This window comes from Aquitalea aquatilis, assembly GCF_005155025.1.
Classification (GTDB): domain Bacteria; phylum Pseudomonadota; class Gammaproteobacteria; order Burkholderiales; family Chromobacteriaceae; genus Aquitalea; species Aquitalea aquatilis.
Genome location: NZ_CP039731.1, coordinates 636,818 through 651,909 on the forward strand (window position 1 = coordinate 636,818; position 15,092 = coordinate 651,909).

The window sequence follows — 15,092 nt, forward strand, 5'->3', positions numbered from 1 at the left end:
ATTATCAAGCAAGCGCTCGGTTCTGTCATCCGCTTTGCATACATGTCTATTTTCAGCCCGTCAGCCCCTCGTCGCCATGGCCGATGAACAGCGCCTCCTGCTCCACCTTCAGCTGACGCTCCAGCATGGCGGCGCACAGATCGGCCAGCATGGGCGGCAGCGGCAGGCGGGCCAGCCGGGCCAGTGCCTGCTGGTCTTCCTCTTTCAGTGGCTGGCCGCCATGCGCCAGCGTCAGCTCGTCGGCCTGCATGCGCCAGGGCTGCCAGGCGCAGCCGGCCTGCCCGGCCAGCTCGCCCACCTGCAGGGCGATGGCCACCCCGGCCGGGTCCAGGTCGCAGGCTACCTGCACCGGCAGGCGTAATACTGCCAGCAGATGGCCGACTGCCTGCAGCCAGCGCCGGTGCGGATAGCCCGGCACCCACAGGGTAAGCACCGGTTCGGCCTGTCGCGTCAGCACCTCGAACACGCTGAGGTTTTCCACGATGCGCACCATCTGCACCGGGCCGCGTACCGCATCTACTTGTTGCAGGGCTTCCGGTGCCAGCGCCAGCCCGCTTTGCAACAGCCCGGCCGACAGCAGCAGCTGCCCGCCGGCGTAAAGCTCCAGTGGGCCGGACAAAAACACATGCGGGGTATGGCGCGAGATGCCACAGGCTTCCAGCGCAATGCCGAACTCGGCCAGCCAGCGCCGGTCAGCTTCGCCAAAAGCCTTGCTGCGCCCCAGCGCATATTGCGAGAACTGGCGCTCGGTGCCCCACAGCCCGGCCGTCAGCCAGTTATCCAGCGCCTGGGCGATTTTCAGCCGCCGCTCCAGCGTGGAGGATTGCAGCCGCTGGGCCAGGCTGTCGGCCAGGCCTTGCAGGATGGCGTTTTGCGGCTGCCAGCCACGCCATAGTTGCACCACCTCGTCGCGCGCATCGGCATCCGGCAGGCCGATCAGGCTGCGCAGCTGGTAGACCTCGCGCCAGGTCACCCAAAACGGCTCCCACTGGCCTAGCCGGCCTGGTTCGGCATGCAGCTCCACCTCGCACCAGCCGCATTCCAGCAAGCGGCGCAGCAGGTCTTCCGCCTGGGCCGGATCGCAGCCCTGCCCCAGCAAGCTGGTCCAGCGCTGACGCATGACACGCAGGGACAGCCAGCGCTGCAGCAGGGCCTGATCGGCCTGCGGCAACAGCAGCGGTGTGGGGGCGAGCGTGGGTTGCAGCAGCAGATGGTGGCCGCGTGCGCCAATGGGCAGGCGTTCGACCAGTTCCGGGGAAATACGGGCAAGCCAGCTGGACATGGGGTTCTGCCAGTGAAGGGTGAGAAGAGTAGACCGCCGGCAGCAAACAAGTTTCCTGCCGGCGTGACGACATCAGGCCTGAGCGTCGGGCGCGGCCGCGTCCACGCGGCGGCGGGTTTGCAGGATGGGCGGTGCCCACTGCTCGCCCGGCCGCTTCTTGCGCGTGGCCAGCGTCAGTTCCGATGGCGCAAAGATATTGATGTTGTGGGTGTTGGGCGTGGTGATCAGATACTGTGCTTCGGTCGCCTTGAGGAAGCCCGCCACCCGGTCGATGTTGAAGATGTCCAGGTGGGCGAAAGGCTCGTCGATGAACACGAAGCCGGACGGGTTGGCCTCGTCCATCATCAGGCCGATCAGCAAAATCAGCGATTTCATCACCTGCTGGCCGCCGGAGGCTTCACCATCGTTCATGCCCATCAGGCCCTTCTGGTCGAAGTTGAAGCGCAGCGTCAGCCCGGCCTGGGCCAGCGCGGCATCGTCATTTTCCAGCGTAGGCAGCTCGACATCCACGCCGATGCCGGCCAGTTCGCCCAGACGCTTGATATTGGCGCCATAAGCCCGCACCGTGGCGCGCAGCTTGCCCATATAGGCAGCGCGGGCGTCGTCGGTGAGTTCGCGCGAGCGGTCCACCTCGCTCTGGCGGCGCTGCCGTTCGCGGTCGATCTGCGCCAGGTCGTCGGCCAGCTTGTCGCGCAGCGCCAGCACGGATTCGTCGGTTTCCCACTCGCCGCCTTGCAGGCGCTCTTGCAGATAATTCAGCTGATGGCGCGCATCGGCAGCGCTTTCGTATTCCTCTTCCAGTGCGGCCACATGCGCGGCTGCCAGCGCATCGGCGGGCAGGCGCTCAGCCCATTCGCGCAATTCGGCCAGCAGGCGGCGCAACTGGCGGCGGTGGTTTTCCACCTCCTGGCACTTGCCGTCGTAGCGCGACAGGCTTTCCTGCTCGCGCTGGCAGATGCGGTCGTGCTCCAGCCGGGCATCGCCATAGCGTTGGTCAGCCGCATCCTTGGTGCTGCTGGCTTCGGCCAGCTGTGCGCCCAGTTCCTGCTGTTGCTGTTGCAGGCTGGCCAGACGGGTGGCCAGTGCGGCGAATTCTTCGGCACGGCTATCCAGCTGGCGGATGGCATCCATGCCGCCCAGATACTCGGCCAGGCCGGCCGCTTCGCGAGTGCTGGCCACCAGCCGTTCTTCATCGGCCAGAATGCGTACATTGAGCTGCTTCAGTTCGTCGCGCAATGCCAGCAGGCGCGACTGGCGCGCACCTTCGCCAAAGGCGAATTCATGCGCCGCCACGCCAATATGCCGCGCACCACGCCGTTCGCGGAAATAGCCGTCACGGGTGATCCAGTCTCCGTCCACACCGGCACCAGCCTGGGCGTTTTCCACCCGGCTGACCTTGTTCAGTTGCTGGTACAGCCAGTCCGGTGCATTGGCGGAAAAACGGATCACTTCCAGCAGGCTGCCCTTGCGCGCCGCCGGCGGGCTGCTGCGCTCCGGCACCACAAAATGGCGGAAGCGCAGTTTTTCACCCAAGCGCCAGGCCTCGCCCTTTTGCTGTGGATTTTCCAGCAGCACCACATGGCGGTAGGGGCGCAACATGGCTTCCACTGCGCCCTGCCAGCCAGCGTCCATCACCTCGATGATGTCGGACAACATGGCGTGGCCGATATTGGCTTCGTCCAGCGCGCCCTTGAACTGGCGCACTTCTTCCGGTGAACGACCCCGGCCGATTTCCAGCGCCTCGACATGATTTTTCAGGTCGATACGCTGGCGGTTCAAATCGCGCAGGCCGTCCTTCAGTTGCTCGGACTCACTGCGCAGGCCGGACAGCTTGTCGGACAGCGCGGCGGCATCGGCACCGTATTCGCGGCTGGCCAGCGCCTGCAGGCGGTCGCGCTCTTTCAGCTGACCGCTAACACCGGCGTGCTCGGACTTGGCCGCCATGAACTGCTCCTGCACCTGCACCCGGGCGTTTTCTGCGGCAGCGCGGGCCTCGGCAGCGGCCATCTCTGCCGCCTTGAGCTTGGCCACCAATTGCAGGGTGTCGTGGTGCTCGCGCCGGCTGCGGCTGAGCTGGCCATAGGCGGCGCGGTAGTTTTGCCAGGTTTGGCCCAGCGCGCTCTTGCCATCCAGATAGCCCAGCACCGGCAGGGCTTCGTCTTGCAGACGGCTGATGGTCTGCTGCAGCTGCCGCCACTCCAGAAAACGCCCGGCGCGGGTTTTCATGGTTTCCACGCGCACTTCCAGCGCCTCTTCCTGCCGGGTCAGCGCTTCCAGTTCCAGCTCGGTGGCGCGCTGTTCGTCGCGGGCACGCTGGTAGTTGTCCAGCACATCCTTGTCGCCAAACACCTGGAACACCAGGTCCAGCAGCTGGCGCGGGCTGTATTCGGTGAGCTTGTCGGTATCGCCCTGCTCCAGCGCCAGCACCTCGCCCACCGCCGGGGTAAGGCCGGCCACTTCCAGCCGGCGGCGGTATTCCTGCACCCCCAGCCACTGCGCCTGGGCTTCGGCCAGTTCCAGCGGCACATCGCCATCCAGAATGGCGTAATGGCGCACCCAGTCGCCGCCCTGTTTCTTGATGCGGCACAGCAAAGTGACCGCATCACTGACAATGGGGAAAAACGGCGTGGGATAGAGGCCACCGGAAGGGCGACGCGGGTTATCCACCACGCCGCGCAGATAGGCAAAAGGCTCGCGGTTGTTGCGCACATAACGCTTGTAATCGCGCTTGCCGGAGCACTTGATGGCCAGCAGGGTGCGCATGGCATCCAGCAAGGTGGTTTTGCCCGAACCATTGGGGCCGATGATGGTGACAATCTGCGCGTCCAGCGGCACCGACAAACGCTGCCAGAAGTCCCAGTGCACCATTTCTACCGATTTCATCTGGAACATCAGCGGTCTTCCTCTTGCGCGGAGGCAGATGTGTCATCTGCCTCATCTTCAGGGCTGGCAAACAGGCTGGAGCCATCGTCGGTCACCGCCGGCTGTGCCACCGCCAGGGCAATGGCGCTGGCGGTCTTGTCGGCCAGTGCGCCGGCAGCCTGCTCGCGGCGCTGGGTCAGCACCTCGGACAAGGCGCCTTCGATGATGCGCGGTGCCAGCTGGCTGTAGTCGATCATCAGGTCCAGCATCGGGCCTTCATCCAGCCATTTGTTGCGACGGACCACAAAGCCCAGGTTCACCAGCCGGCCCAGATTGGCATTGAAGCGGGTACGCCCGCCCAGTGCCTTGCCAAAATCAGCATACAGCGCGTCTTCCGACACACCGGTGGACACGCCCTCGCCGGTTTCCAGCGGCTTTTGTGCGCCAAACATGTCGCTCTGGTTCTCGCGCCCGGCTTCGACACGGGCAATCTGCCGTTCGCGCTTGGGCAGGATGATCAGCGCCCACAGGATCACCAGCAGCGCCACGCCATCGCGCGGCAGGCCCAGATTATTGTTGAGCCAGGCTTCGCCGCTGCCGAATACCGGCTCGGTCATTTCCGGCAACAGGGCGACGGCGATGTATTCGGCGTAAGGATTTTCCACCAGCCGCAGGCCGACATCGGCCAACCGCTTGTCCAGCTCCTGGCGGAAAATGTCATCCAGCAGCGCCTTGCGCGCCAGCGCATCGCTGCGCGGTACCACGCGCTGGGCCAGCAGGCGGGCGGTGAGGGTTTTCAGTTGCTGTTCCATCGCTCAGTTCGGGGTATGGGGAAGCAGCCGCGCATCAGACAGCGTGGCCACTTCCGGGTGTTCGGGTTCGATCACGGCTTCGCCGCCGTGCAGGGTGAAGGGCAGTTTGGCCAGCGCGGCCACGATGCTGGCATCGCCATGGCTTTCCGGATCGCCAATCAGCGACAGCAGCGACAGGCGATAGGCCGTTTCGTTGTAGCTGTCGGCCAGCACCGCCTGCTGGATGGGGATGTGGTCGGCCCCGCTCTCGCCCAGTTGCAGGCCCAGCGTCAGCAGCTCGTCGTACATGGCTTCGGCGGCAAACAGGCGCTCGACTTCCAGCTCACCAGATAGCGGCGCGGCCACGCTGCCGGGCAAGGTGGTATTGCCGGCCTTGGCCCGTTCGCGCGCCAGCAGCTCGAATTCCGCCATGTCGGCCAGCTCCGGCGTGGCGATAAAGGCGGGTTCCGGGTTGATGGACAGACAGCCGCTCAACTGGTCCGCCAGTTGGCCTACGGCCTGATGGCGCAGCCAGTCGGCGATATCGGTGGAGGTAAGGCCGGAACTGCCCAGATGCACGCGCTGGGCCGCCAGCTGCGCCAGACGACGCTCGAAGGTGCCGGCCAGCGCCAGCATGCGGCTTTGCGCCAGTGCGATGGCCTGGGCCTGATTCAGCGCGGACAGGCTGAGGGTGTCGTCGGCGGTGAGGCTGCGGATGACTTCTGTCGATTTGGCCACCCAGCGCCATACGGCCTCCAGCCGGTGCTGGGCGGCGCGGATGCGGAATTCGGATTGCGATTCGAGCGCTTCTTCAAACTCGCCGTACAACTCGTTCAGCCGCGCCAGCAGGTGCTTGAGGGCATCGTCGGACAACTGCCCCACCGCCTGCCCGGCAGCCACCTGGCTGGTGAGATAGCCCAGTTCGACATCGTCACCAGCAAAGTCGATCAGCGTCGCCAGCGCCGCCAGCGCCACGCGTGCGCCTTCGGACAGCTGGTACTGGCCGCCGTCACTGTCATACACCAGCAACTCGCCCTCGCGCAGCCGGCCCAGAATGGTGGCCAGCTTGGTGTCGTTGAGATAGGCAAAGCGCTGGGCGATTTCCTGCGGTGTCCAGCGCGGGGCATCGGCGCGGCCACCCAGTTCGCGCAGCACCAACAGGCGCATCAGCACCTCCTCGTCACCGCCGCGAAACAGGGTGACGAAGACAGACAGATAGGGCCAGGCCTGTTGCAGGCGATTGACGCCGGACAGCGAATCCGGCGCGATGCCCGGCTGGAAGAAGTCGGCGAGCGATTCCAATGACATTCCGGCATGAGAAAGCAAAAGCGGATTGTCCAAGGCCGGACGGGGGTAAGTCAACGCATCTAGCATTCTAAGTGTGCAGCCATGCCTAGCACGGCGATAACAGCCGGCTCAGACCGGAGCATCCCGTCTAGACGGCCACGACTCTTGCTCGGCGTATCTGCCCACAGCCTGTATCAATGATTGAAACACGACGACCTCAAGCAGGCCAAACCCGCCGAATCAGCGGACCTGTAAGCCGAAATCTATCGTCTCAAGGTAGAACTGAAACGGGTGACCGAGGAGCACGATATCCTAAATGAGACCGCCGCATACTTTGCCAAGTAGTTCGGGTAAGGTATGCCTTCATCTGGCCCCACGCGCGGCGGTGTCCCATTCGACGCCCATGCACTGGTGCATTCCGACCAGAGGAATCACTTCAGCAGTGACGACTAATAGAACTTTCTAAAGTCCCATCGCCTTGTTGCCAGTATGAATCGGCCCGGGAGCTGCCACGGCAATGCCGTGGCAGGGAGTTTCTTCCTATTGCGGAAGCAGGAGCGTATCAAGCGAAAACCTATCACGAGTGGGAGGAAGCTCGGTGTGACATCTTCGATTACATCGAGGTGTTCTACAACCTGAATCGTAGGCAAGGTTTCACAAATGGGCTATCGCCGGTAGATTTTTAAAATAAACATTTCCAACACCACAAGAGTGTCTAGAGACGTCCGGGTTACTCAAAAAATAAATAACGTTGCGACCCACTCAACAATCGAAACCATAACCAAACATCACCCATGCACAATACACATAAAAACTTACTGATCAAATTAAGAATAACTTGCTATCTAATGTTTATCGTAGCCACAGCATCTGGACTGCTAGGAATTATAGGAAAAGGGCTATCAGCATCTGGAGGAGCCGGTGACGGACATATATCAAGCCAGCTACTAACAATAAAAGATTTTTTATTTATCCCCTCCGCAATAATGGCAATCTATTTTCTACTTTCCCCATGGATACATGGAAGGCAGGAGGAAAATTACTTTAAAGCATTAATGCCGTGTCTCTTTGAGATTTGTATTTTATTTATTATTTTTTTGAATTTCTCATAAAAATGTAAGGTACAAAAAAAAGCAGCCAATCTATTGATCGGCCGCTTTGGTATGCCTCAGTAACAGACTGCCTTACTGCAGACTGCCGGAAAGGAAGGCCTTGAGGCGTTCGCTCTTGGTATTGCCGAACACTTCGTCCGGGTAGCCTTCTTCTTCCACCAACCCCTTGAACATGACGTGGTTGGACACATTGCGGGCAAATTCACCACAATCATAGTGCGGCCTTCTTAAGTCAGGGTCTGTACCACCATGAGCACTTCACTCACCCGCCCCCGGTCAGCAGAATCCGATGTGCCACCAGAAGTCAGCAGCCCGGCCCATCCACTGCTCAAACCGGCCGACCACGTGTCGCGGTGCCGTGATTCATCGCCAATTGGCAACTGCTGCCACAGAGGAAAACGTTGCTAGCAAACCGAAATAACTAATCTTCCAATATACAATTCAATTCAACCTACAACTAATCAAACTGGAATTTTATCGATGCAGAAAGCACATAAAACCTTATCAACACGATTAAGAGTTACTTGCTACATGACATTCCTCTGCGCAATTGCATCTGGATTCTTTGGAATAATGCTAGCAGGAGCATCAGCCTCTGGAAGCGGAGGTGGTCAAAATATAATTGATAAACTATTTTCAATAAAAGATGTTTTATTTATTTTTTCGGCAATCATGGCAGCCTACTTGATTATCTTATCATGGCTAGAAAGCCGGCAGAATTTAAATTACGCCAAATCATTACTATCTAGCCTGTTTGATATTTTCATTTTGTTTGTTGTATTTTTAAATTTTTCATAATTGGGTAGAGCATAAAAAAGCGGCCCCCGAACGGGAAGCCGCTTGTGATCTGGCAGGGAAGTGCCTTACTTCAGGCTGCCGGAGAGGAAGGCCTTGAGGCGTTCGCTCTTGGTATTGCCGAACACTTCGTCCGGGTGGCCTTCTTCTTCCACCAGCCCCTTGTGCAGGAACATGACGTGGTTGGACACATTGCGGGCAAAGCCCATTTCATGCGTCACCACAATCATGGTGCGGCCTTCTTCGGCCAGGGTCTGCATCACCTTGAGCACTTCACCCACCAGTTCCGGGTCCAGTGCCGAGGTGGGCTCGTCAAACAGCATCACCTCCGGCTCCATCGCCAATGCGCGGGCAATCGCCACGCGCTGCTGCTGACCACCGGACATGTGCGCCGGATACTTGGCCTGGGCCTGGGCATCCAGCCCTACCTTGCGCAGATACTTTTCGGCGCGGGCAATGGCTTCGTCGCGACTCAGGCCCAGCACGTGGATGGGGGCTTCGATGACGTTTTCCAGCACCGTCATGTGACCCCACAGATTGAAGTGCTGGAACACCATGGCCAGCTTGGAGCGCATGGTTTGCAGCTGCTTCTGGTCGGACGGAATCAGTTCGCCCTGCTTGTTTTTCTGCAGGCTGATGTCAACGCCACTCAGGCTGATGCTGCCGGCGTTGGGCTTTTCCAGAAAGTTGATGCAGCGCAGGAAGGTACTTTTGCCGGAACCGGAAGAACCGATGATGCTGATTACATCGCCGGCCTTGGCCTTGAGCGAGATGCCCTTGAGCACTTCATGGCTGCCATAGCTTTTGTGCAGGTCTTTGACGACTAACTTTTCCATCTTTGCTTATCCTTGCGTGTTGCTCAGGCCTTCATCGGGCGCAGGTGCGCCAGCCACTTGCTTTCCGCCTTGCGGAACAGGGCCACCAGAATGAAGGTGATGCACAGGTAAATCAGCGCCGCCAGACCGAAGGCATTGAACGAGTCATACGTTGCGGCATTCACATCGCGCGCCACTTTCAGGATGTCCGGCACGGTGGCGGTAAAGGCCACGGTGGTGGCATGCAGCATCAGGATCACTTCGTTGCTGTAGGCCGGCAGGGCACGGCGCAGTGCGGAAGGAATGATCACACGGCGGTACAGGGTGAACTTGTTCATGCCATAGGCGCGGCCAGCCTCGATCTCGCCATAAGGGGTGGCCTTGATGGCGCCAGCGAAGATTTCGGTGGTATAGGCGCAGGTATTCAGGCCAAAGGCCAGAATGGTGCAGTTATACCCTTCGCGGAAAAAGTGATTGAGGATGTCCACATCGCGCACCATATCCAGGCTGTACATGCCGGTGTAGAAAAACAGCAGCTGGATGTACAGCGGGGTGCCGCGAAACACGTAGGAGAACAGCCATACCGGGCGCGACAGCCATTTGGAGCGGGACACGCGGGCGATGGCCAGCGGAATGGAGGCGCAGAAACCGAAAGCAATGGAAACCACCAGCAGCCACATGGTGACCGCCAGGCCGGACAGATGGTAGCCATCGGTCCACAGGAAGGCTTTCCAGTATTGTTGGATGATGTCGATCACAGTTCAGCCTCCCGCACGCCGGTGGAATAGCGACGTTCCAGCCACATCAGTACCAGGCTGGAAACCGACGTCAGAATCAGATAAATGGCACCGGCCACCACGGTGAAAAAGAACACCTTGTAGGAGCTCTTGCCGGCATCGATCGACGCCTTCACCACATCGGACAGGCCGATGATGGATACCAGGGCGGTGGCCTTGAGCATCACCTGCCAGTTATTCGAGATACCGGGCAGGGCAAAGCGCATCACCTGCGGAAACTGGATGCGGGAAAAGGTTTGCCAGCCGCTCATGCCGTAGGCAATGCCTGCTTCGATCTGGCCTTTGGGCACGGACAGGAAGGCACCGCGGAAGGTCTCGGTGAAATAGGCCCCGTAGATGAAGCCCAGGGTGAACACGCCGGACACGAAGGGGTTGAGGTTGATCTGCTCCAGGCCCTGCCATTCGGTCAGATGGTTCATGCCGATCTGCAGGCTGTAGAAAATCAGCAGCATCAGTACCAGATCCGGTACGCCGCGAATCAATGTGGTGTAAAGCGTGGCAATGCCCTTGAGCAACGGGTTGCTCGACAACTTGGCGCCAGCGCCTCCCAGACCGATGATGAAAGACACCAGGAGCGACATTACCGCCAGCTCCAGCGTGACCCATGCACCGTCCAGGATGATAGGCCCGAATCCATCCAGAAACATGGCCGTTTCCCCTGTATGTTTATGCCCTTGCACACGCAGATCGCAGGCAGCCCTAAGCCATGCCGCAGGCCGCCACAGGCAAGCCGTGGCAGCACAGATAGCTGCAGATGAGTGGTGTGCAAGACAACATGGATACGGACGTAACAGTGGGTGTTACGCATCTCCTCCGTACCCGTTATGAAAACGCGCCCCGGTCAGACTCCGCCGGGGCGCTGTGCTTCAGTCTGTGTTACGACTTATTTGCCGTATACGTCAAACTTGAAGTATTTCTTTTCGATTTTCTTGTAAGTGCCGTCTTTCAGCATGCCGGCAATCGCCTTGTCGATGGCAGCCTTCAGATCGGTATCTTCCTTGCGCAGGCCGATACCGGCACCGGTACCCAGGGTTTTCGGGTCGTTCAGGTCACCACCGGCGAAAGCAAAGCCCTTGCCTTCCGGCTTTTTCAGGAAGCCTTCATCAGCCTGGATGGCATCTTGCAGCGAGGCGTCCAGACGGCCACTAGCCAAGTCGGCCAGCACCAGAGTCTGGTTCTGGTAAGGAACCACTTCTACACCGCCCGGTGCCCAGTGCGCTTTGGCATAGGCTTCCTGAATGGTGCCTTGCTCAACACCTACACGCTTGCCCTTCAGCGAAGCAGCAGTCGGTTGCAGGCCGGAACCGGCCTTGGCCACCATGCGGGTCGGGGTATTGAACAGTTTGGCCGAGAAGTTGATTTCTTTCAGGCGCGCTTCGTTGATGGACATGGAAGACAGCACGCCATCAAATTTCTTGGCCTTCAAGGCAGGGATCATGCCGTCAAAGTCATTTTCCACCCAGACACACTTGGCCTTCATGCGTGCACAGATTTCGGTGCCCAGATCGATGTCAAAGCCGACCAGCTGACCGCTTGGTGCCTTGGACTCGAACGGAGCGTAGCTGGCATCAACACCGAAACGAACTTCCTTCCAGTCCTTGGCGAATGCGCCAAAAGAAGTGGCCATCAGTGCCAGAGAAACGGCGGTAATCACTTTTCTCATCAGACTTCTCCTTACTGCTTTGTTTTATTTGTTCACAACATGCCGGGCAGCCCCTGCCACCGCGACATACCGATACGCCGCATCAACATGCCCTGCCTTTTGGGCAGATCAGCTGATTGCCTGCATGGTTATATGAATAGCGCAAATTGTCCAGAAACTCGATTCCGGATACAGGATAAATAACGCATCCACCCTGACCGGAGACGACAGCAGGCAAAGTAAACGCCCAGAAATGGAAAATCAAGTCGCATTCGATTGTATTTTTGAGTACAAAATACAACAAGCGCAAGTAAAAACACTTAGCTCACGCCAGCAGCCAGGCCCAGTACCGGTCATTCGTCCTCAAACAGCCGCGCCGCAGACGCAAAAAAGCCGGCTCCCACCAGGGAAACCGGCTTTTCAAACCGCAGCCAGCTGCTTACTTGTCTTCGCCGGCAGCCTTGGCCGCGGCAGCAGCGGCCTTGGCGGCCTCGATCTCTTCCTGTCGGGCACGGGCAGCTGCCTTACGTGCCAGGCGGGCCTCTTCAGCCAGGCGCTCGGCTTCTTCGGCCGCAGCACGGGCGCGGGCGCGCATGATGCGCAGATAGTTGTCGATGGCGCGCACCAGTTCGCGGGTGCCTTCGTGGGTCAGCGCGGAAATGGCGAACACACGCGGCGTGTCCACATCGAAACCCAGGCTGTCGTCCGGCTGGGTCTTGGGCCAGCCATAGGCCTCCAGGAAGGCCGACACGGTGAGGTCGCGCTCTTCTACCGGCAGCATGTCCAGCTTGTTCAGCACCAGCCAACGCGGCTTGCCATGCAATTCGTCATCATACTTTTCCAGCTCGGCCACAATGGCACGGGCTTCACGCACCGGGTCAACCTCCGGGTCGAACGGTGCCACGTCCACGATATGCAGCAACAGGCCGGTACGCTGCAAATGCTTGAGGAAGCGATGGCCCAGGCCAGCACCTTCCGCCGCGCCTTCGATCAGGCCGGGAATGTCGGCAATCACGAAGCTGCTGGTATCGTCCATGCGCACCACACCCAGATTGGGGTGCAGGGTGGTAAACGGATAGTCCGCCACCTTGGGGCGTGCCGCCGATACCGAGCGGATAAAGGTGGACTTGCCGGCGTTCGGCATGCCCAGCAGGCCTACATCGGCCAGCACCTTCAGTTCCAGCTTCAGCGTACGCTGTTCGCCCTCTTCACCCGGCGTGCTCTGACGCGGCGCGCGGTTGGTCGAGGATTTGAAATGGATATTACCCAGGCCACCCTTGCCGCCACGGGCAATCATCACCCGCTGGCCATGGTGCGTCAGGTCGGCCACCACCTCGCCGGTATCGTGGTCGGCAATCACCGTGCCCACCGGCATGTGCAGTTCGATATCGTCACCGCCCTTGCCGTAACAGTCGGCACCGCGGCCACGTTCGCCATCCTGCGCCAGGTATTTTTTGACGAAACGGTATTCCACCAGGGTGTTGACGTTTTCATCCGCCACCGCATACACGCTGCCACCCTTGCCGCCATCGCCACCGTCCGGGCCACCAAAGGGCACGTACTTTTCGCGACGGAAACTGGCGGCACCATTGCCGCCCTTGCCCGCCATCACTTCAATACGGGCTTCGTCGATAAATTTCATAGATCCTCCTTGAGGAGTCAGGCGTCAAGGTTGCGATGCTGCATCCAGCCCTCACGCCTTGCCCCTCGCCAGGCCTGCTGCGTGACAGCAAGCCAGATAAAAAAAAGCCCTATCTCACAGGATAGGGCTTTCTTGTCTGCAGAAAGCGATTATTCGCCGTCTACACCGGTGTACGGAACAACGGTAACGATCTTGCGTTGCAGAGCACCCTTGATGGTGAACTGAACGTAGCCGTCAACCTTGGCGAACAGGGTGTGATCCTTGCCCAGACCAACGTTTTCACCTGCGTGGAAACGGGTACCACGCTGACGTACGATAATGGAACCTGCCGGAATCAGTTCGCCACCGTAAGCCTTAACGCCCAAGCGTTTGGCTTCGGAGTCACGACCGTTGCGGGAGCTACCGCCTGCTTTTTTGTGTGCCATGACTGTTTATCCTTACTTCGAAATCGCGTCGATGCGGATTTCGGTGAAGTTCTGACGATGACCCTGATGTTTCTGGTAGTGCTTACGACGACGCATCTTGAAGATGCGGATCTTGTCGCCACGACCGTGGGAAACGACAGTAGCCGTAACGGTGGCACCAGCTACCAGCGGGGCGCCTACAACAACCTGTTCACCGTCAGCGACCATCAGCACTTCTTCGAGTACGATTTGGCTGTCGACGTCTGCAGGTATCTGTTCTACTTTGAGTTTTTCACCGATGGCAACTTTGTACTGCTTGCCGCCGGTTTTTATGACCGCATACATTCGCTTAGCTCCTAAAGAGGGATCTTCACCGCATCACGCGAGAAGAACGCGAAACTATACGCAGTCGATTCAAAGTTGTCAATAATTTCATCAGTTTAGCCGCACAGCCAGACTGGGCATGGCTGTCTGCAAGGCTTTTCTGGTAACATTCCGCGCTTCTGGCTTCGCTAAAACCAACAACTGGCTAAAACCGTGTCCACCCCGCTATTCCGTACCCTGATCGCTGAAGACATGCAGACCGTAGATGGCGTCATCCGCGCGCGCCTGCATTCCGATGTAGTGCTTATCCGCCAGGTGGCGGAATACATCATCTCTGCGGGTGGCAAGCGCCTGCGCCCGGTACTCACCCTATTGTCCGGCAAGGCGCTGGGCTACGAAGGCGCGCATCTGTACGAACTGGCCGCCATGATCGAGTTCATCCACACCGCCACCCTGCTGCACGACGACGTGGTGGACGAATCCGACATGCGCCGTGGCCGCGAAACCGCCAATGCCCTATTCGGCAATGCCGCCAGCGTGCTGGTGGGTGACTTCCTGTACACCCGCGCCTTCCAGATGATGGTCACCACCAATAATATGCAGATCCTGCAGGTGATGGCCGAAGCCACCAACATCATCGCCGAAGGCGAAGTATTGCAGCTGTTGAATATCGGCAATACCGCACTGTCCGAGCAGGACTACCTGCAGGTCATCCAGTACAAGACCGCCAAGCTGTTCGAGGCTTCTGCCCGCGTCGGTGCGCTGATTGCCGATGGCAACGAGGCGCAGGTCAAGGCACTGGCTGATTACGGCATGTACCTGGGCACAGCTTTCCAGATCATCGACGACGTACTGGACTACAGCGGCGACGCGGAGACCATCGGCAAGAGCCTGGGCGACGACCTGGCCGAAGGCAAGGCCACCCTGCCGCTGATCTACACCATGCGCCAGGGCGATGCCGCCGCTGCCGACGTGGTACGCCAGGCGCTGGAAAACGCCAGCCGCGACCGTTTCCACGATGTGCTCCGTGCGGTACAATCCTGCGGCGCGCTGGACTACGCCAAGGGCGAGGCCATCAAGGCCGCAGAACAGGCCGTGCAAGCCATTGCCGAGCTGCCGGACACCCCGGTGAAACAGGCACTGGTCGAACTGGCCCGCCTGTCGGTCGAGCGCAACGCCTGAACCCCTTTCTGTCTCCATAGTTAAATGGATATAACTTTCCCCTCCTAAGCGACTTGGGAGGGTGCAAAACCAAAGCTAAGTTGTTGATTTGTATGGGAAGCAGGTTCTGCTAATCCCTCGAAATCCACCTTGATCCAAGGTAGTCTTGGAACAAATT

At 59.4% G+C, this 15,092-nt stretch carries 13 protein-coding genes and 1 pseudogene; 3 read left to right on the forward strand and 11 right to left on the reverse strand.

The genetic code is table 11. From position 1 onward, the window contains the following. Positions 1-52: 52 nt before the first annotated feature. From FAZ30_RS02915 to FAZ30_RS02930, 4 genes are all read right to left on the reverse strand, one after another. Complete coding sequence (locus FAZ30_RS02915; RefSeq protein WP_124644605.1) at positions 53-1,282, reverse strand: DUF2399 domain-containing protein; 1,230 nt, start codon at positions 1,280-1,282, stop codon at positions 53-55. 72 nt (positions 1,283-1,354) lie between these two features. Next, positions 1,355-4,174, reverse strand: a complete 2,820-nt coding sequence (locus tag FAZ30_RS02920; RefSeq protein WP_124644604.1) for an ATP-binding protein — start codon at positions 4,172-4,174, stop codon at positions 1,355-1,357. Then, positions 4,174-4,956, reverse strand: coding sequence for a hypothetical protein (locus FAZ30_RS02925; RefSeq protein ID WP_246043397.1), 783 nt, complete (start codon positions 4,954-4,956; stop codon positions 4,174-4,176). Before FAZ30_RS02925 ends, FAZ30_RS02920 begins: the two co-directional genes overlap by 1 nt. Before the next feature lie 3 nt (positions 4,957-4,959). Further along, positions 4,960-6,243 carry a hypothetical protein gene (locus FAZ30_RS02930; protein ID WP_137008648.1) on the reverse strand — a complete coding sequence of 428 codons (1,284 nt, stop codon included), beginning with the start codon at positions 6,241-6,243 and terminating at the stop codon, positions 4,960-4,962. Positions 6,244-6,678: 435 nt separating this feature from the next. Between FAZ30_RS02930 and FAZ30_RS20980 the strand changes: the two are divergent. Beyond that, a pseudogene (locus FAZ30_RS20980) lies at positions 6,679-6,908 on the forward strand (IS3 family transposase); the annotation flags it as partial. A gap of 906 nt (positions 6,909-7,814) precedes the next feature. Further along, positions 7,815-8,132, forward strand: a complete 318-nt coding sequence (locus tag FAZ30_RS02945; protein WP_124644602.1) for a hypothetical protein — start codon at positions 7,815-7,817, stop codon at positions 8,130-8,132. Between the two features lie 65 nt (positions 8,133-8,197). Here FAZ30_RS02945 and FAZ30_RS02950 read toward each other — a convergent pair whose 3' ends face one another. From FAZ30_RS02950 to rplU, 7 genes are all read right to left on the reverse strand, one after another. Beyond that, a complete protein-coding gene (locus tag FAZ30_RS02950; protein ID WP_103523493.1) occupies positions 8,198-8,965 on the reverse strand; it encodes an ABC transporter ATP-binding protein in 768 nt (255 codons plus the stop codon). 23 nt (positions 8,966-8,988) lie between these two features. Then, positions 8,989-9,702 carry an ABC transporter permease gene (locus FAZ30_RS02955; protein ID WP_124644601.1) on the reverse strand — a complete coding sequence of 238 codons (714 nt, stop codon included), beginning with the start codon at positions 9,700-9,702 and terminating at the stop codon, positions 8,989-8,991. Beyond that, the gene (locus tag FAZ30_RS02960; RefSeq protein ID WP_124644600.1) at positions 9,699-10,388 is read right to left on the reverse strand and encodes an ABC transporter permease; all 690 of its coding nucleotides are present in this window, start codon (positions 10,386-10,388) and stop codon (positions 9,699-9,701) included. The genes FAZ30_RS02955 and FAZ30_RS02960 overlap by 4 nt, the downstream gene beginning before the upstream one ends. A 236-nt stretch (positions 10,389-10,624) precedes the next feature. After that, positions 10,625-11,404: an ABC transporter substrate-binding protein gene (locus FAZ30_RS02965; RefSeq protein WP_124644599.1), complete on the reverse strand. Its 780-nt coding sequence runs from the start codon at positions 11,402-11,404 to the stop codon at positions 10,625-10,627. A gap of 418 nt (positions 11,405-11,822) precedes the next feature. Next, positions 11,823-13,025 carry a GTPase ObgE gene (gene obgE, locus FAZ30_RS02970; protein WP_137008650.1) on the reverse strand — a complete coding sequence of 401 codons (1,203 nt, stop codon included), beginning with the start codon at positions 13,023-13,025 and terminating at the stop codon, positions 11,823-11,825. 149 nt (positions 13,026-13,174) lie between these two features. Further along, positions 13,175-13,450: a 50S ribosomal protein L27 gene (gene rpmA, locus FAZ30_RS02975; protein ID WP_103523498.1), complete on the reverse strand. Its 276-nt coding sequence runs from the start codon at positions 13,448-13,450 to the stop codon at positions 13,175-13,177. 12 nt (positions 13,451-13,462) lie between these two features. Next, positions 13,463-13,774 (reverse strand): 50S ribosomal protein L21, encoded by a 312-nt coding sequence (rplU, locus tag FAZ30_RS02980; protein ID WP_059284477.1) that lies wholly within the window; start codon positions 13,772-13,774, stop codon positions 13,463-13,465. A 192-nt stretch (positions 13,775-13,966) separates the two neighbouring features. Between rplU and ispB the strand changes: the two genes are divergently transcribed. Beyond that, the gene (ispB, locus tag FAZ30_RS02985; RefSeq protein WP_124644597.1) at positions 13,967-14,935 is read left to right on the forward strand and encodes an octaprenyl diphosphate synthase; all 969 of its coding nucleotides are present in this window, start codon (positions 13,967-13,969) and stop codon (positions 14,933-14,935) included. The last annotated feature ends 157 nt before the right edge of the window (positions 14,936-15,092 follow it).